Raw genomic sequence first — 17,349 nt, 5'->3', positions numbered from 1 at the left:
GAGATCATCCCGACCATGTCGCCGATCCGCGCGGCGTTCTGGCTGAGCGCCTGGACGAGGTGGGCGGTCTGGTCGGCTTCGCCCACCGCGGCCTGGGCAAGGTGGGCCGAGTCGGTCACCTGCCGGCCGATCTCCTGCACGGAGGAGCCGAGTTCCTCGGCCGCGGCCGCGACCGTGTTGACGTTGGTCGACGCCTCCTCGGCGGCCGCGGCCACGCTGGTCGATTGCGCAGCGGTCTCCTCGGCGGTGGCGGTCATCTGCTGGGCGGTGGCCTGGAGCTCGGTGGCCGAGGACGAGACCAGGCCGACGATGCCGCCGACGGCGCGCTCGAAACCGTCGGCGAGCTCGATCATGGTGCGCTTGCGCTCGGCGGCCGCGGCCTCATCGGCGCGGCGTTTCACCTCGGCCTCCTCGGCGGCCTTGCGGGCGACCATGGCCTTGATGCCCTCGACCGCCTGGCCGACGGCGCCGATCTCGTCGCCGCGGGTGGCCTCGCGGATCTCGGCATCGACCGCGCCCTTGGCCATCCGCTGCAGGACGCCCACGAGGCTGCCCAGCGGGCGAGTGATGCCGAAGATCACGATCAGCGCGGAGAGCGCGACGGCGCTGACGAGGCCAGCCACGGAGGCGCCGATCAGCACGGTTTTAGCCGTGGTGACGGCCTGCTCGGAGTCATCGCGGGCTTGGCGCAGCTCGGCGTTCAGCCGCGTGACGCGACCTTGAACAAAATCCCGCATCTTGGTGCGCGCAGCAGAAGCGTCAGTCAGAAGGACCTTAGCAGCAGCTTCATTGTCATTCTTGAGGCCGAGCGCGTTGGATTTATCCAGAGCAGAGTAGAACTCCTTGAGAATACTCTGGAGAGTTTCGTTGGTGACCTTCCGATCGGGCGTGTCCGCCATCGCGATCAAGGTGTTCGCAGCATCGAGTGACGTCTTTACAGCCGCATCGTACCGCACTTTATAGCCGGCCATCTCCTGCTCGCGGGTTTCGAGAATAAGGTTGCGCGCCTGGATCGCTGCATCGTTGGTGTTGACCTGGACAGCCAAGATCCGTTCGAGGCGGACCGCCTGCGTGTCGACGATCTCGCGCATTTGCCCTGCGAGTAGATTGAGCTCTCCGATGGCGTAGTGAACCAGACCGGCGGCGACTGCGGCCATGATCAGCAGCGGAACAGACGCCTTGATCAGGATACTGGAGTTTCGCAGCATAGAGGTACCACTTTATCTTTCTTAAAGTGACACAAAGTAATCTGCATTACTTAAAATAAGGTTAAAATACATTGATTATGCAGATCATGCAACAGAGATTTCGATATCATATTCGATAATAGAATTATAGAGCAGATTACGAGTGTGAACCTGAATATCGTTATCTGGAGATACGACAACGCAATCAATCGATGCTTAATGGCGAATATCGGTATCCAGGATGCATTCGCGAGACAGGTCACGCTCGATGGCTGGCTGCCTCGGCATCATCATCGGTGTAGCAGATTTGATCGCGGTCACCGTCGCCTTATGGCGCACCGCATGCCTGATCCTTAACATTCAGCGTTGGGGTAAGCTCCAAGACAGCCGACGCCCTCTTAAGCCTCATGGCAGCTGACGTATCTGACCCATCAACGGTCCGAGACGTGACGCGATCGCGGCCAAGCGATCGGCGATTGCCGAAAACTTGCAGCTTCATCCCGGCTACCGGGATATCCCCTGGAGGAAGCCCGCACCCGAGGCTCTGACGCTGTCTATAGAGATCCAGAAGACTTGCCCCACGGCAATCGCGTTCCGGGATGTGAGACCGCACTCAATCGATGGAGTCCGACGATCCGTGGAAGGCCGCTTTCAGGAGCCGTCAGCTCCGTTCCGGCCGTCTCGGTTGGGTCGCGATTGGCCGTGAGCATAGTCACGCTGACAGGGCCCTGTTCCGAGCAGACAAAATCCGGCGCTGAAGCGCTGTTATGCGACCGGCCGTGGGCGTCGGGAAGGGATCCAGACTCGTCAGGGCGGAAACGCGGTGAGCGATTCTGATCGCCTCGTGACGAGTCGAGCCGCCTGCAAGACGCGGCCTGCTGTGAGGCGCGTCATGCGCTCGACGCCACCCTGCGTTGAATCACGATAAGCGCATTGTCCTAAGCACGCGATTCCGAGTGCCTCGAAGCGCTGTATCGCCCGGATATCAACCACCGATAGCCAGATCAACGCGAGTGCCTTTACCTAAAGTAGTCATTATGAATACATTACATTAATGTGGATTAGATTTCATATGCGCCGCGTCTTTCTAAGACGTATAGACAATTTTCGACCGAAATGTGCGGGAGTAGACAGAGAAATGAATAATGATGCGGCCAACGCATGCAACGTCTCCCTCGATTACAGCGCAATGACGGCGAACCTCGTGGCGGCCTACGTGTCTCACAATCGCGTCGCAGCCTCGGAGATGCCGGCGCTGATCGCGACGGCGGCCGCTGCCCTGACCGGCCTTCAGCCCACCGATCCGTCGACCGCGGATGGAGACAGGAAAGCGACACCGGTGATGGTCCGGGCGTCGATCACACGCGAGGCACTGATCAGCTTCGAGGATGGTAGGCGGTACAAGACGATCAAGCGGCATCTGACCGCCTGTGGTTTGACGCCGGAGACGTACCGGGCGAAGTGGGGCCTGCCGAACGACTACCCGATGGTCGCTCCTGCCTACGCGGCGAAGCGATCCAGGATCGCCAGGAGCTTGGCGCAGGGTCGGTCCCAGCGCGATCCCGGTCCGGAAACTGCAGCCGGATAGCTGGCGCATTCCGAAGCTTCGTGCCCAGTCATGACGTTCGCGAGATATTCGAAAGGTGATGGCTGGCCAGAGTGGTTCTGCCCCGGTCCGCTTTCAGGGGGCAGAGGCAAAGGAGCGGACATCGCCATTCGGCCCGCTGCCGATCCTGGACCGATCTGTAGCCGGTGCGATCCCCTTCCGTGATCGGGCGAATAACCCGGCAGGGCACGCCTGCGGCGACGAAATTCGGCAGTATGCCCTTCGTGACGACGCTGCCCGCCCGGACGATGCCGTGATCGCCTGATCCGTGATCTCGGCGGCCTCGCGCAGTCCGGAGACGGTCTTGGGTTCCTGAGCCAACGAGTCCCGTCAACGGGTGGGGCAGATGATGGGGTGGACCGCCAAACGGCGGGACTCTGTCCACGATCCAGGCCTGCTGGCGGAAGGGGTGGGATTCGAACCCACGGTGGAGTTGCCCCCACGGCGGTTTTCAAGACCGCTGCCTTAAACCACTCGGCCACCCTTCCTGGCAGCATCCGCGACCTCACGGTTACGGCCGCGGCCGAGGTGGCGTCAACAGCAGAACAACCGGTTGACCTCCCGAACCATTCCGCCTATCTCACCGCCCACGCCCGGAGCCGCTCGATGCGCTGCGGGCTCTGCCCCGCCATCTTCGAAACCGGATGCGCAGGGCTCACGGCTGATTGGGGGATAGTTTAACGGTAGAACGGTGGACTCTGACTCCTCTAGTCCTGGTTCGAATCCAGGTCCCCCAGCCACCGCGCCGGCCCGCCCGATCTCAGATCCGGCGGGTTTTTTCTTGCCCGGAACCGGGCGCATCCTCCTCTGATCCTCAGCGAGGCGCGAGTCTGGCACGGACCGAACAGCGGTCGGCCGTTGACGCGCCGCGGCGCGGCCGCCTAGATCGGTCCATGCGCCGGTGCCAGCCTCTCACGGTTCGAGGGCGCGCGATCATCGGCTTGGTCGCGCTCTACGCGCTGCTGCTTCAAGCCTTCCTCGGATTCGCCACTCCGGCACAGGCCCGGGTCGATCCGGACGCGGTGATCTGTGCCAGTCACGCCTCGGGTGACCCCGCCGGCCCGGTGGCGCACGCTCATCCGTGCTGCACGCTCGTGCAGGCCGGCGCGCTGGTCCTGCCGATTATCAACCCGACCGCGACCGACTGGCCCGTCGCCGCCGAGACGCGCCGCGCGTGGCGCCCCGAATCCGAGATCCCGACGACCGGCCCGCCGGCCTCGACGGGCACCGCGCGAGGTCCACCCAAGGCCTGACGATCCCGCTCCCGATCGTTTAGGCCCGGATCTCCCATCATGTCGATTGTTCTCCACGGCGACGCCCCCGCGTACGGGGCGGCCGCAACGCGGCGACTGTCCCGCGACGCCGTCTATCGGGCCGTCTGGCGGTGGCACTTCTACGCCGGCCTGCTCTGCCTGCCCTTCCTGATCAGCCTCTCGGCCACCGGCGCGCTCTACCTGTTCAAGGACGAGATCAACGGCAGCCTGTTCGCGTACCGGACCCGGGTCGCGCCGCAGGCGACGGCGCCGATCGGCCCGGACCGGCTGATCTTCAACGCGCTGCAGGCCGTGCCCGACGGCGCGCCCGTCACCTACATCGACCCGGCCGCGCCGGACGCCGCGGCGCGGGTGACGCTCGCTTCCGGCGACCGCCGGATCCACGTCTACCTGAACCCCTATACCGGCGACGTGCTCGACCGCGTCGACCGTGACCGCGAACTCATGGCGATGGTCCGCGGACTGCACAGCCTCGCCCTGGTCGGTCCCCTCGCGAACGCCGTCATCGAGATCGTCGCGGGTTTCGCGATCGTCCTGGTGTTGACCGGCGCGTATCTCTGGTGGCCCCGCGGCCGCGCGGGCGGCGTCGTCACGGTGCGCGGCGGCCCGCGCCGCCGCGTGTGGTGGCGCGACCTTCACGCCGTCACCGGGTTCGTGGCCGGCGGCGGGCTGCTCTTCCTGGCACTCACGGGCCTGCCCTGGTCGATCTGGTGGGGGCAGGAACTGCGCGCGTGGTCGAACGCCGCCGGCCTCGGGCAACCGGCCGCGCTCTGGGCGAATCGGCCGGTCTCGACGGTGCCGCTGCGCGACCGGCTGGAGGATGCCGGGTGGACCCTGCAGGACGCGCCGGTGCCGCGCTCCGTACCGGCCGCGGCCGCGAGCGTCGGGATCGACGACGCCGTGGCGATCCTTCGACATCTGGGGATGCCCCCCGGCTTCGAGCTGGCGCTGCCCGTCGGCGCGGACGGCGTCTACGCCGCCGCGATCTACCCGCGCGACGTCACGCGGCAGCGGGTCATCACCCTCGACCAGTATTCCGGCCGCCCGCTGGTGGACGTCCGTTTCACCGATCTCGGACCGGTCGGCCGGGCCATCCAGTACGGGATCGGCATCCACAAAGGCGAGCACTGGGGCCGCGCGAACCAGTTGGCGATGCTGGGCTTCTGCCTCGCCACATTCCTGCTCGCCGTCACCGCCGGGACGATGTGGTGGAAGCGGCGCCCGGCCGGCGGCATCGGCGTGCCGCCCTGGCCCGCGGATCGGCGGGTGGCCGCGACCGTGACCGCGATCATCCTCGGCCTCGGAGCGCTCTTCCCGCTGACCGGGCTCGCCATCGGCGCCATGGTCGGTCTCGACCTCGCCGCGGGCCGACTGCGAAGACGGTGGGCGCGCTGAGCCGGTGCGGGCGGGCGCCGTGCCCGTGCACACGTCTCCGCGCCTGAGACGCGGGCGCCCGGGCCTCCCGGGCGCGGTGCTGATCGCGCTCGCGCTCTGGATCCAGGCGCTCGCGCCGGCCGTCGCGCTCCGGATGGTGCAGGCGGATCGGGGCGCGCTGCCCAGCCAGATCCTGTGCGGGCACGCGCCGGATCAGGCCGGTGACGCAGCGGTCGGCCCTGGCGCGCCGGCACCGGGGTCCTGCGCCCTCTGCGGGCTGTGTCGGGCCGGTGCCGTCCCGCCGCTGCTCCCGCACGCGCCCGGCCTCGCGCGCCGCCTGCGCTGGACGGCGGTGGCGTGGCCGATCCCGCCCCCCGTCCGGACCGCGTCGGTCCCCGCCGTCATCGGCCAGCCCCGCGGGCCGCCCCGCTCCGCCTGATCGCCCGTCCTCCGGGCGGCGCCGCCGCTCGCCCCATCGATCAGACGAGACCTCCGATGACCTCCGACTCCCCCGTCCTGCGCGGCGGCGCCCTCGCGTTCCTGCTCGCCGGAAGCCCCCTCCCCGCCCTCGGCCAGGCCGCCGTCACCCTCGAGGAACTCTCCGTGGAGGGCGAGGCCGCGCCCGTTGCGGGCCGGCCCGCCGCGCCGGCCTTCGGCGTGGCGGCGCCGCCGGGCTCGGCGCCCGCGGTGATCGAGCACCCGGTCGGCGAGATCGTCACCGGCATCGGCCGCGACGACACGATCGCGAATCGGCCGGCGACCAGCATCGGCTCGGTCCTGGTGAACAGCCCCGGCGTGACCGTGCGGCAGGGGAACGGCGGCCGCGACGTGGTCATCTCGATCCGCGGCAACAACGCCCGCTCCACCGGCGTGATCAAGAACACCGTCGTCCTGGAGGACGGCTTCATCCTCACCCAGCCGGACGGGGCGTCGCGCTTCGACCTCACGGACCCCCGCGCCTACGGCCGGATCGACGTGTTCCGCGGGCCGCAATCGCCGCTCTTCGGCAACTACGCCACCGGAGGCGCCATCGCGTTCCGGACACGCACCGGGCGGGAGATCGACGGCTACGAGATCGGGGTGGATGCCGGCAGCTTCGGCTACCTCAGCAACTATTTCACCGTCGGCGGCGTCAGCGGCCCGTTCGAGATCAGTCTGTTCGCCAGCGATGTCCGCGCGAACGGCTACCAGGACCACGCGAGCTACGACACGCAGACCATCAACCTGCTCGCGAGCTACACCCCGACGCCGGACAACCGCTTCACCCTGAAGGTGATAAACAACATCCTCAACGCGAACCTGCCCGCCCGCGCGTCCCTGGCCCAGTACCGGATCAACCCGTACCAGCGCGGCTGCGCCGCGGCCGCGAGCGCGGCCCCGGGCTGCACCACCTTCAACCTGTTCCGGAACGGGGCCTTCGGCGCGACCGTGCCGGTGACCGCCGACGAGGGCGGCTTCGGGCGCAACGACCGCCGGACCATCGTGGCCGCCCGCTGGGAGCACGACATCGACGCGTTCACCACGTGGCGCACGCAGCTCGGCTTCGACGAGCGCAACTTCGATCAGCCGTTCTACACGACCGCGTCGCGGGGCTCCTACCCGTCCTGGAACTTCCTGACCGACCTGACCCGGCGGGGCGACCTGCTCGGCCTGCCGGCGACGGGCTACGTCGCGCTCGCCTACAACACGATCGACAACCACATCACCACCTTCAACCGGGCCCCCTACGTCGGCCCGCGCCTGGGGGCGCTGATCGGCGATCAGACGTCGGTGCAGTCCAATCTCGGCGGCCGGGCGCGGCTGGAGCTGGGCCTGTCGGACCAGTGGACCGGCATCCTCGGCCTGAGCGCCGAGACGACGGCGATCACCGGGCGCAACGTCGCCTACGCGTACGCGGCGAGCGGCACGACGCGGACGGTGGTGGACGCGAACCGGTCCTTCCTCAACGTCGCCCCCGAACTGGCTCTGGTCTACCGGCCGGACGCGGCCTGGGCGCTGCGCGGCCGGGTCGCCACCGGCTACACCACGCCGGCCGCCAGCAACCTGTTCATCACGCCGGCCGGGCTGCCCGGCAACAACACGCAGCTCCGGACGCAGGAGAACCTCGGCTTCGATCTCGGCGCCGAGTGGAGCCCGGTGGCCGATCTCCGCCTGAGCGTGACCGGGTTCTACGAGTTCTTTCGCAACGAGCTGGTCTCGCAATCGCCGGGGGCCGGGCTCCTCGCGTACACGTTCAACGCGCCGGCCTCGGAGCATCGCGGCATCGAGGTCGGCGCCGACTGGGCCTTCTCGCCCGGCTGGCGCGGGACGCTGGCCTACACGTTCGACGACCAGATCTACACCCGCTACACCGAGCAGCTCAGCGCCGGCAGCCTGACCCGGTCCTTCGACCGGGCCGGTAACCGGATCCCCGGGGTTCCGGCCCACCAGCTCCTCGCCCGCCTCGGCTACGACGTGCCGAGCGGCCCGCTCGCGGGTCTCGGCGCCTTCGTGGAGACGGTCGTCCAGGGCGATTTCTACCTCGACAACGCCAACCTGCTGAAGGCGCCCGGCTACGCGGTGGTCAACGCCAACCTGCACTACGCCACGGAGCTGACGGGCGGCTACGCGAAGCGGCTGAGCCTGTACGTCGAGGTGCGCAACCTGTTCGACACGACCTACGTCGCCTCCGCGCAGAACCTCGCCAACAGCATCAGCGGCACGACCGGACTCCAGAACGGCGCCGCCGTGCTGGCGACCACAACGGGATCGGTCTTCGCGGGAGCTCCGCGAAACATCGTCGGCGGCATGCGGCTGGCATTTTGATAACTGCGCGGCGGCTCGCGCGTGGTGTCGCCGTCGAGCGTGCACTATGCTTCGGCAGTCGATCGCAGGGCGGGGCCTGAGCGCGCGGCGGGGCCGTGGGCGGGGATGTGGCGCGATGGTCCGATGAGGCGGCGAACCGTACTCGCTGGGTTGCCCCTGGCGCTCGCCGGGTGGCCGCGCGCCGTGCTGGCGCAGGGTCAGGCCCATGTCGCGGCCCTCTGGCCGTTCGCGGAGGGCGATCCCGAGGGCCGGGTGCTGGCGGAATCGTTCCATGCCGGCCTGCGCGACCACGGTCATCCCGATCAGCGGGTCGACGATCGCTGGACCGGGGCCGACCGCGAGCGCACGCGTCTCCTCGCGACCGAACTGGTGGCCGCACAGCCGCAGGTGATCTTCGCCTACCTCAGCGCGCAGCTCACGGCCGTGGCGGCCCTGACGAAGCAGATCCCGATCGTGTTCGTCGGCGCCTCGAACCCGGTCCGCTTCGGGTACGTGGAGAGTCTCCAGCGCCCGGGCGGCAACATAACCGGCTTCACGCTCTACGAGGCGCCGCTGGGCGGGAAATGGGTGGCGGCCCTCAAGGAGGCCGTTCCGAGCCTCAGGCACGTCACGCTCCTGTCCAATCCAAGCACCGAGATCCGCGGCGAGAACCTCTACGCCGAGCCGTTCCGCGCCACCGCGGCCGCGCTCGGGATCGAGCCGGTGGTGGTGAAGATCGACAAGGCGGCCGAGATCGAGCCCGTGATCGCCGCGCTCGCGCGGCGGGGCGACGGGGGCCTGATCGTCGCTCCCGGCACATTCAGCGAGGCCAACGGCGACCACATCGTCGCGCTCACCACGAGTCTCCGGGTCCCCGCGGTCTTCGCGATCCGGCGTTTCGCCTACCGGGGCGGCCTGATGTCGTACGGACCGGATCCGGTGGAGACGGTCCGCCGGGCCGCCGCTTATGTCGGCCGCATCCTGCGCGGCGAGAACCCCGCGACCCTGCCGGTCCAGGCGCCGACGAAGTTCGACTTCATCGTGAATCTCAAGACGGCCCGCAGCATGGGCGTGACGATCTCGTCGGCGCTCCTCGCCCAGGCGGACGAGATCGTCGAATGACGGCGCCGCGCCCGACAGCCTCCCCACCGGCCGCAACAGCGCCGCCGCGCTGGTTCCGCCTGCCGCTCGCGGGGAAGTTCGCGGTGGCCTTCGTGGGCCTGGTCAGCCTCGTGCTGCTCATCAACGGCGCCGTCGACCTGACGCTGAACTACCAGGACGCCAAGCGGACCGCGATCGAGACGCAACGCACCAAGGCGCGCGCCGCCGCCGAGCGCGTCGACTCCTTCCTATCCTCGATCGAGGGCCAGATCGGCTGGACGACGCGCGCCGAGTGGCGGCGCGTGTCCCCCGAGCAGCAGCGCTACGACTTCATCCGCCTGCTGCGCCAGGCGCCGGCCATCACGGAGGTGGCCTACCTCGATCCGGCCGGCAAGGAGCAGCTGCGCGTCTCCCGACTGGAGCCGGACTCCGTCGCCAGCGGCAAGGATTTCTCGACCTCGCCGCGCTTCACCCAGGCGCTCGCCCAGAAGACGTGGTTCGGCCCGGTCTATTTCCGGCGCGGGTCCGAGCCGTACATGACCGTCTCGGTGGCCCATGCCGGCCGCGACCCGGGCGTGACCGTCGCGGAAGTCAATCTCAAGCTGATCTGGGACGTGGTCAGCGCGATCAACGTCGGCGAGCACGGCTACGCCTTCGTGACGACGGCGACCGGACGTCTGATCGCGCACCCGGACCTCAGTCTCGTCCTGCGCGACACCGACCTGTCCGGCCTGCCCGAGGTCGCGGCGGCCCTGCCCGGCTCGCGGATGGCGGGTCAGGACTACGAGATCACGACCGGTCTCGACGGCGGCTGGGTGCTGGCGGCCCACGCCACCATCCCGCGGGTCGACTGGATCGTCTTCGTGCAGGAATCGCTGCGCGACGCCATGGGGCCGGCACTCGAATCCGTGATCCAGACCACGTCGTTGATGGGTCTCGGCGTCCTGCTGGCGGCGGTGGCGGGCACCTTCCTCGCGCGGCGCATGGTCGTGCCCATCCGCGAGCTCGAGGACGGGGCGGAGCGGTTCGGCGCGGGTGACCTGTCCGAGCGGATCGTGATCCGCACCGGCGACGAGATCGAGACCCTCGCCCACCGGTTCAACACGATGGCGAGCCGGGTCCAGGATTCCTACGAGACGCTCGAGGCCAAGGTCGAGGAGCGGACCCGCGACCTCAACCGGTCGCTCGACGATCTCCAGCGGGCGCAGAGCCGGCTCGTCCAGTCCGAGAAGCTCGCCTCGCTGGGGCAGCTCACCGCCGGCATCGCCCACGAGATCAAGAACCCGCTGAACTTCGTCAACAACTTCGCGTCGCTCTCGAACGAGCTAGTGGACGAGCTGCGGGAGGTGCTCGAACCGACGACCCTCGACCCGGACACGCGCGCGGAGGTCGAGGAGCTCGCCGGCCTGCTCAAGAGCAATCTCGAGAAGGTCGTCCAGCACGGCAAGCGCGCGGACTCGATCGTCAAGAACATGCTGCTGCACTCGCGCACCGGGTCCGGCGAGCATCGCCCGGTCGAGGTCAACGCGCTGGTCGAGGAGAGCCTGAATCTTGCCTATCACGGGGCCCGTGCGGCGAAACCCGGCTTCAACGTGACCCTCGTGCGCGATTACGATCCGGCGGCCGGCCTCGCCGACCTGTACCCACAGGAGATCACGCGGGTCCTGCTGAACCTGATGTCGAACGGATTCTACGCCACCGAGAAGCGGGCCGCCGACGGCGAACCCGGCTATGCGCCCACGCTCTCGGTCGCCACCCGGGACAGGGGCGACGGCGTCGAGATCCGGGTGCGCGACAACGGCACCGGCATCCCGGACAGCGTCAAGGCCAAGATGTTCGACCCGTTCTTCACCACCAAGCCGGCCGGCGAGGGAACGGGGCTCGGCCTGTCGCTGAGCCACGACATCCTCGTCAAGCAGCACGGCGGAACGGTTGACGTCGCCACGGAACCGGGTGCCTTCACGGAATTCATCATCACCCTGCCGCGGCAGAGTGTTACGCCGGACGCGCCGCCTCGGCCACCGACCGTGGCGGCGACAGAGCCGGCGACCGAGGCGGCGACCGAGACTGAGAGCCAGCCATGAACGTCCTGATCCTCGTCGTCGATGACGAACCCGACGTGACAGACCTTTTCCGGCAGCAGTTTCGCCGCGAGCTGCGCGCCGGACGCTTCGCGATGGCTTTCGCGCACTCGGCCGCGGAGGCCCTGGAGCGGATCAACGGCTCGAACGAGCCGAGCCTGATCCTGATGCTGTCGGACATCAACATGCCCGGGATGACCGGCCTCGAATTGCTGCCGCTGGTGCGCGCGGCCCGGCCCGACGTGCCGGTGATCATGATTACGGCCTACGGCGACGCCGAGACGCGCGAGAAAGTCCGCGCCGCCGGCGCCGTGGGCCTGATCACCAAGCCGATCGACTTCGCCGTTCTGAAGGCCGAGATCGATCGCCGTTTGTCCGCCTTCGCGGGGATCGAATGACACCCGGCGTCCCGAGCGCCAAGATCCTCGTCGTCGACGACGAGCCGGATCTCGAGGCGCTGATCACCCAGAAGTTCCGCCGCCAGATCCGGCAGGGCCTCGTCACGTTCCTGTTCGCCCACGACGGGCAGGAGGCGCTGGACCGCCTGGCCGAGAGCCGCGACGTCGATCTGGTCGTCTCCGACATCAACATGCCGCGGATGGACGGGCTGACCCTGCTCGCCAAGCTGCAGGAGCTGGCCGAGCGCCCCTCGATCATCATCGTCTCGGCCTACGGCGACATGGCGAACATCCGCACGGCGATGAACCGGGGCGCCTTCGACTTCCTGACGAAGCCGATCGACTTCGCAGACCTCGAGACGACGATCGAGCGGACGCTGCGCCACGTCGAGGACCTGCGCGAGGGGCGGCGGCGGCAATCGCTCGCCGAGCGGGCCCACGCCTCCCTGGCCCGGTACTTCTCGCCGAACCTCGCCGAGCGGCTCGCTGGGGACGCGTCGGGCCTCGAACTCGGCGGCCACCGCCGCGACGTGGCCTCCCTGTTCACCGACATCGCGGGCTTCACCGGCCTGGTGGAGAGCCTCGACCCGGCGCAGCTCGCCGAGATCCTCAACGGCTACTTCGCCGAGATGACCGACGTGGTCTTCGCCCACGAGGGGACGGTGGCCAAGATCGTCGGCGACGCCCTGCACGTCCTGTTCGGCGCGCCGGGGGACCAGCCGGACCACGCGGCGCGGGCGGTGGCCTGCGCCCTCGCCCTGGACGAGGCGGCCGAGGGCTTCCGCAATCGCTGGCGCGAGCGGGGAATCGAGATCGGCGTGACGCGGATCGGCGTTCATGCCGGCCCGGCGATCGTGGGCAATTTCGGCGGCGGCCGCTACTTCGACTACACGGCCTACGGCGACACCATCAACACGGCCGCCCGTCTGGAGAACGCCAACAAGGCCTTCGGCACGCGGATCTGCGTCAGCGACGCCGTCGTGATCCGCGCCGGACAGTTCCGCGGCCGCCCCCTCGGCGACCTCCTCCTGCGCGGCAAGCAGACGGCCCTGCGCGCCTACGAACCCCTGACGGAAGCGGCCTACGGCGACGCGCTGCTCGCCCAGTACCAGGACGCCTACGCCAAGCTCGATGCCGGGGAGGCCGGCGCGCTGGCCGCCTTCGCGGCCCTGGTCGGTCTGCGCCCCGACGACGGGGTGGCGGCCTTCCACCTGAAGCGGCTGCTGAACGGCGGCAGCGGCAGTCGGGTCGAGGTCCGCTGAGTCGCGCGCGCCCGGCTTCCCCGTCGCCCGCCCCGATAGCCCCGCCTTAAGGCAGCGCCTATTACCGTCCGAGGGCGTGCGATCGGAATCCCTCCCGATCGGCGATGCTCGGAACGGGTTCGGACGGGAGACCGGCGGATGAGACGGCGCGACGTCATCGCGGCCCTCGGCGGCGCGGCCGCGTGGCCGGCCCTCGCCGCCGCGCCGGCGAAGGGTCAGCGTCGCCTGGGGATCCTGCTGGTCTACGGCGAGGCGCATCCCGACAGTCCCGTCATCGTCGAGACGCTGAAGGAGAGCCTGAAGCGGGCCGGCTGGATCTGGGGTGAGAACCTCACGGTCGACCTGCAGTACGGCAACGGCGACGCCGAGCGGATGCGCGTCCAGGCGGAGGAGATCGTCGCGCGCGCGCCCGACGCGGTGCTCGCGCAGGGCGTCGTCGGCGCGACCGCGCTCCAGCGCGCGACCACGACGGTTCCGATCGTCTTCATGATGCTTCAGGACCCGGTCGGCGGCGGCTTCGTGACGAACCTGTCGCGGCCCGGCGGGAACCTCACCGGCTTCACCAACTTCGACTTCGTCCTCGTCGGCAAGTGGCTGCAGCTCCTGAAGGAACTCAGCCCCGGCGTGACGCGGGCGCTCGCCCTCATCAACCCCGATTACCGGGCGCGCTTGGCGGGCTACACGGCCGAGATGGCCCGCATCGGCCCGGCACTCGGGATCGACGCCCGGATCGCGGGCGTGCACGACGCGGCCGAGATCGAGGCGGCGATCGCCGGCTTCGCCGCCCAGCCGGAGGGCGGCCTCATCGCCCTGCCGGACGCGGTGACCGGGGTGTACGGCCAGCTGATCGTCGATCTGGCGGCGACCCACCGCCTGCCGGCCGTGTACGCCTACGCGGCGCCGGTCCATCTCGGCGGCCTCGCCGCCTACACGACCAGCGTCGAGCAGGACGTGCAGCGGGCGGCGGGCTACATCGATCGGATCCTGCGCGGCGCGGTGGTCGGCGACCTGCCGGTGCAGGCGAGCGAGCGCTTCATCACCCTGCTCAACCTGACGACGGCCGCCTCCCTGGGATTGACCATCTCGCCCTCGCTGATGGCGAAGGTGGACGAGTTGGTCGAGTAGCGGCCGCCGGAACCGGTGCCGGTCGTCGCGGCGGCACCGCCGCGACGACCGCGACGGAGCGGATCAGCTGAAAGCCGGCAGGCGTCCGTCGGGCGAGTAGCGGTCGATGGCCGAGGGCAGGTCGCGCGAGAGGCGCGCCAGCAGCTCGCTCTTGCTCAGGCCGGTGCGCTGCTCCAGGGCCGCCAGCGTGTCCGGTCCGATGGCGCGCTCCAGATCCGCGGTCGGGATGTCGCGGTTCGGCCCGTGATTGATCCAGGACTGGGCCGTCTCGGCGTGGCCGCCCTTGGTGAAATGGTCGACCAGCTCGGTCAGGCCCCCGGCGATGAGGCCGCCGACGCCGCCCGCGCTGGCGCCGCCGAGGAGCCGATCTAGGTTCGCCGGGATGGTCGAACCCGTCGCGGGCGGGACCTGCGGCGCCGGCGACCGGGACGCGTCCTTGGCGTGGCCGCCGAGCCACTCGGCGATCCGGTCGCGGTTCTGGTAACCGGCCACGGCCAGCAGGCCCAGCAGGGCGGTCATCGAAGGGTATCCCTTGCTCATCGCGTCGTCCTCTTGAGGCGGGCCCTCGGCCCGGGTGGTACGGCGGTCATCCGCCGCAATGGGTCAGGCCCCGCTCGGGCCCGCGTCGCTCGCGACCGTCCGGCCAGCCAACGCGGACCCGTCCTCCGCGCTCCGGCCGGTCGTGATGGCGCGCTTGACGGTCGATCGGGCGGCGTCGATGGCGATGGCCGCGGCCGACATGGTCCGCGCCTCGGTCGGTCGCTCGAGGGCGTGCTTGGCGATGTCGCCCGCGAGATCGTCGATCTCCCGGGCGAGGCTCTCGAGACGCGCCGGGTCGGTCGTCTCCTGCGCCTCCTGGCGGATCCTCAGCAGGCGGTCCGTCGCTTCCTCGACGCGCTCCCGGCGCAGGCGTGACAGGCGCTGGCCGATCCAGGCGAGCGCGGAGCCGATACCGCCGCCGAGGAAGGCGAGCAGGTAGATCCAGGTCTCGTAGCGCTCGATGAAACTCTGCTGTTCGCGCTCGTAATAGTCGACGGCGCCGGGATGGATCGGCAGCCGGGCGCTCGTCGCGCCGACGGTCCCGTCATAGGCGGGCGCCTGAAAATAGTCGGCCGCGGGCGTGACGTTGGCCATGGCGCTGCGCAGCTCGAACAGGTGCTGGGTGACGTCGGCCGCCACCGACCGGGCGAGGTTCGCGCGCGCCATCAGGCGGTACGAGGCGCCGACCGTGTGAACCTCCTCGTCGGGCACCTTGGGGCTGCCGCCGAAGGTCTCGGCCGGCATGGTGACGACCTGCAGCCGCGGCAGACGGGCAACGATCGCCTCGGCGTTCTCGACATCCACGAAGGAGATCTTGCGATCGCGGCTGGCCGCCTGGACGAGGCCGACGATCCGCTGCGCCGTCGGGGCGGTCGGCGCGATGACCGAGATCACCGCGTCGACCCGCTTCCGGGCGAAGGCCGCGCCCAGGTCGCTCTCGGCCATCTCGACCAGGGCGACGTGGCGCGGCGGCAGCGCGCCTGCCGGCTCGGTGGTCACCAGCGTCAGACCGTAATGCTCCAGCATGGCGCGGATGAGCGCCTCGTCGGCGTCCCTGTGGGCCAGGATCGCCAGGCGCTTGCGGTCGAGATCGGGGAAGCGGGCGATCCCGGCGGATTCCGGCGACGCGATGATCATCGCCTGGTCGCGCAGGATCGCCAGCGTCAGGCCGTTATCCGGAAGCTCCACATCCGGCCGCACGATCGCCAGATCGGCGCGGCCGTCGCCCAGCGCCTCGGCGCTGTCGCGCACGTCGTCGAAGGGCAGGATCTTGAGGCGGATCTCCTTGTGGCGCTTGGCCAGAGCGTCCGCGTAGGCCTGGATCAGGGCCGGCTCGGTTCCGTCCTTCGGGGCGACAGCGATCGTCAGGACGGTGGCCCGCGACGCCCAGTAGGCCACGCCCGCGCCGACGCTCAGCAGGATGGCCAGCATCAGGAAGACGAATTCCTGACGCAGGAAGAGGCTGGCGAAGCGCCGCATCGGCTCTGCTCTCGCGCATCGAGCGGCCAAGCCCGGCACCGTGCCGGGCAAGGGCCTGAGGGCGGCGCCGAGGGGACGGCGCCGCGGGACGGGCTCAGTGCTTGCCGGTGATCTTGTCGGCGACGGACTTGGCGCCGTCCTTGACGTCGCCGACGGTCTTCTGCGCCTCGCCCTTCAGCTCCTGCGCCTTGCCCTCGGCCACCAGCTTGTCGTTGCCCGTCGCCTTGCCGGCCGCCTGCTTGACGTTGCCCACCGCCTCGTTGGCCAGGCCCTTGATCTTGTCGGTCGTGCTGCTCATCGCGTGCGCTCCTTCACGGTCGTGGTGGCGGTCGTACTCGTCGGTCGAGAGGTCCGGTCGGGCGCGCGGCCCGCCGGGATAGACGGCGCCCGCATGCACGCGGGGGCCGAGGGGATCACCGGGTAACCGGGGAACGGCCCGCCGACGGTGAGATGGCGGTCAGATGATGGCGACGTCTGGTGGATCAATAGTTCCAAATTACCAGTATAATGAAATTCAGCCACCGGGTCCCTGGAGTGGAAATCCGTTCTCCCGGCCCCAAACAACCGCTTAGGTCCGCCGATGGACTCCGAGCTTCCGGTACAGTGCGGCGCCGTGATTGCGCACCGTGTTGCGCGACAGCCCGAGCTTGCGCGCGATCGCGTCGTCGCTGAGCCCCGAGCAGATCAAATTGAGGATCTGGCGCTCGCGCACGGTCAGGTTCGGCGCCCCCGCGTCGCCGCCCTCCCGGCCAGGCCGGCGGAGGTTCGCCAGCTTCTCGATCAGCCCGCGGCTGAACCACGACGTGTCGGCCATCACCGTCTCGATCGCGTCGAACAGCTCCCGCTCCGAGTGTTTGCGCTCGGTGATGTCCTGCAGCACCAGAAGAAGGAAATCGGCGTCGTTGATCGTGATCCGCTCGGCCGAGACCAGACAGTCAAGGTTCGCGCCGCTCTCGTGGCGCAGGCAGACCTCGGTACCCAGCACGTAGCCCTCGCTCACCAGCCTCTTCTCGAAGGCTTCCCGCTGAGACGACGTCACCCACAGGCCGGCCTCTTCCAGCGAGCGGCCGACGACGCGGTCCTCGCCCAGGCCGAAGGCCCGGCTGAACGCCTCGTTCACGCCCGTGACCTGGCCGTC

Annotated in this window: 15 protein-coding genes and 2 tRNA genes; 11 read left to right on the top strand and 6 right to left on the bottom strand. The window is 69.3% G+C overall.

All coding sequences use genetic code 11. From position 1 onward, the window contains the following. Positions 1-1,208: HAMP domain-containing protein (locus tag BM314_RS29145; protein WP_244540085.1), on the bottom strand; the 1,208-nt coding region annotated here is incomplete at its 3' end. A gap of 1,117 nt (positions 1,209-2,325) precedes the next feature. On the opposite strand from BM314_RS29145, the gene BM314_RS29140 reads away from it, so the two are divergent. After that, positions 2,326-2,775: a Ros/MucR family transcriptional regulator gene (locus BM314_RS29140; protein WP_244526827.1), complete on the top strand. Its 450-nt coding sequence runs from the start codon at positions 2,326-2,328 to the stop codon at positions 2,773-2,775. 416 nt (positions 2,776-3,191) lie between these two features. Here BM314_RS29140 and BM314_RS29130 read toward each other — a convergent pair. Further along, positions 3,192-3,281: transfer RNA gene (locus tag BM314_RS29130), tRNA-Ser, on the bottom strand. Between the two features lie 178 nt (positions 3,282-3,459). On the opposite strand from BM314_RS29130, the gene BM314_RS29125 reads away from it, so the two are divergent. From BM314_RS29125 to BM314_RS29080, 10 genes are all read left to right on the top strand, one after another. After that, positions 3,460-3,533: transfer RNA gene (locus BM314_RS29125), tRNA-Gln, on the top strand. Between the two features lie 201 nt (positions 3,534-3,734). Further along, positions 3,735-4,046: a hypothetical protein gene (locus BM314_RS29120; RefSeq protein ID WP_244540084.1), complete on the top strand. Its 312-nt coding sequence runs from the start codon at positions 3,735-3,737 to the stop codon at positions 4,044-4,046. Positions 4,047-4,085: 39 nt separating this feature from the next. Further along, positions 4,086-5,462, top strand: a complete 1,377-nt coding sequence (locus BM314_RS29115) for a PepSY-associated TM helix domain-containing protein (protein WP_091982003.1) — start codon at positions 4,086-4,088, stop codon at positions 5,460-5,462. 76 nt (positions 5,463-5,538) lie between these two features. After that, positions 5,539-5,880: a DUF2946 family protein gene (locus BM314_RS29110; protein ID WP_091982002.1), complete on the top strand. Its 342-nt coding sequence runs from the start codon at positions 5,539-5,541 to the stop codon at positions 5,878-5,880. A 56-nt stretch (positions 5,881-5,936) separates the two neighbouring features. After that, positions 5,937-8,246, top strand: a complete 2,310-nt coding sequence (locus BM314_RS29105) for a TonB-dependent receptor family protein (RefSeq protein ID WP_091981999.1) — start codon at positions 5,937-5,939, stop codon at positions 8,244-8,246. Positions 8,247-8,369: 123 nt separating this feature from the next. Then, complete coding sequence (locus BM314_RS29100; protein WP_091981998.1) at positions 8,370-9,347, top strand: ABC transporter substrate-binding protein; 978 nt, start codon at positions 8,370-8,372, stop codon at positions 9,345-9,347. After that, positions 9,344-11,410, top strand: a complete 2,067-nt coding sequence (locus BM314_RS29095; RefSeq protein WP_091981995.1) for a sensor histidine kinase — start codon at positions 9,344-9,346, stop codon at positions 11,408-11,410. Before BM314_RS29100 ends, BM314_RS29095 begins: the two co-directional genes overlap by 4 nt. Then, positions 11,407-11,805: a response regulator gene (locus BM314_RS29090; RefSeq protein WP_091981994.1), complete on the top strand. Its 399-nt coding sequence runs from the start codon at positions 11,407-11,409 to the stop codon at positions 11,803-11,805. Before BM314_RS29095 ends, BM314_RS29090 begins: the two co-directional genes overlap by 4 nt. Beyond that, on the top strand, positions 11,802-13,067 hold the full coding sequence (locus BM314_RS29085; protein ID WP_091981991.1) for an adenylate/guanylate cyclase domain-containing protein: 1,266 nt from the start codon (positions 11,802-11,804) through the stop codon (positions 13,065-13,067). Before BM314_RS29090 ends, BM314_RS29085 begins: the two co-directional genes overlap by 4 nt. 138 nt (positions 13,068-13,205) lie before the next feature. After that, entirely contained in the window at positions 13,206-14,192 is a 987-nt protein-coding gene (locus BM314_RS29080) for an ABC transporter substrate-binding protein (RefSeq protein ID WP_091981989.1), read from the top strand. Between the two features lie 63 nt (positions 14,193-14,255). Here the strand turns inward: BM314_RS29080 and BM314_RS29075 are convergent, their stop codons facing one another. The 4 genes from BM314_RS29075 to BM314_RS29060 form a co-directional block, all read right to left on the bottom strand. Then, positions 14,256-14,732 carry a YidB family protein gene (locus BM314_RS29075; RefSeq protein ID WP_026605449.1) on the bottom strand — a complete coding sequence of 159 codons (477 nt, stop codon included), beginning with the start codon at positions 14,730-14,732 and terminating at the stop codon, positions 14,256-14,258. A gap of 63 nt (positions 14,733-14,795) precedes the next feature. After that, complete coding sequence (locus BM314_RS29070; protein WP_020096373.1) at positions 14,796-16,211, bottom strand: TAXI family TRAP transporter solute-binding subunit; 1,416 nt, start codon at positions 16,209-16,211, stop codon at positions 14,796-14,798. Between the two features lie 94 nt (positions 16,212-16,305). Further along, positions 16,306-16,509, bottom strand: a complete 204-nt coding sequence (locus BM314_RS29065; RefSeq protein WP_020096305.1) for a CsbD family protein — start codon at positions 16,507-16,509, stop codon at positions 16,306-16,308. A 270-nt stretch (positions 16,510-16,779) separates the two neighbouring features. Beyond that, positions 16,780-17,349 (bottom strand): helix-turn-helix transcriptional regulator (locus tag BM314_RS29060; RefSeq protein WP_139237913.1); only part of this gene is annotated, 570 nt, incomplete at its 5' end.

This window comes from Methylobacterium sp. 13MFTsu3.1M2 (genome assembly GCF_900112625.1).
Taxonomy (GTDB): domain Bacteria; phylum Pseudomonadota; class Alphaproteobacteria; order Rhizobiales; family Beijerinckiaceae; genus Methylobacterium.
Note: the sequence above shows the minus strand (reverse complement) of the source record. Positions and strands in the feature narration are given on the sequence as shown.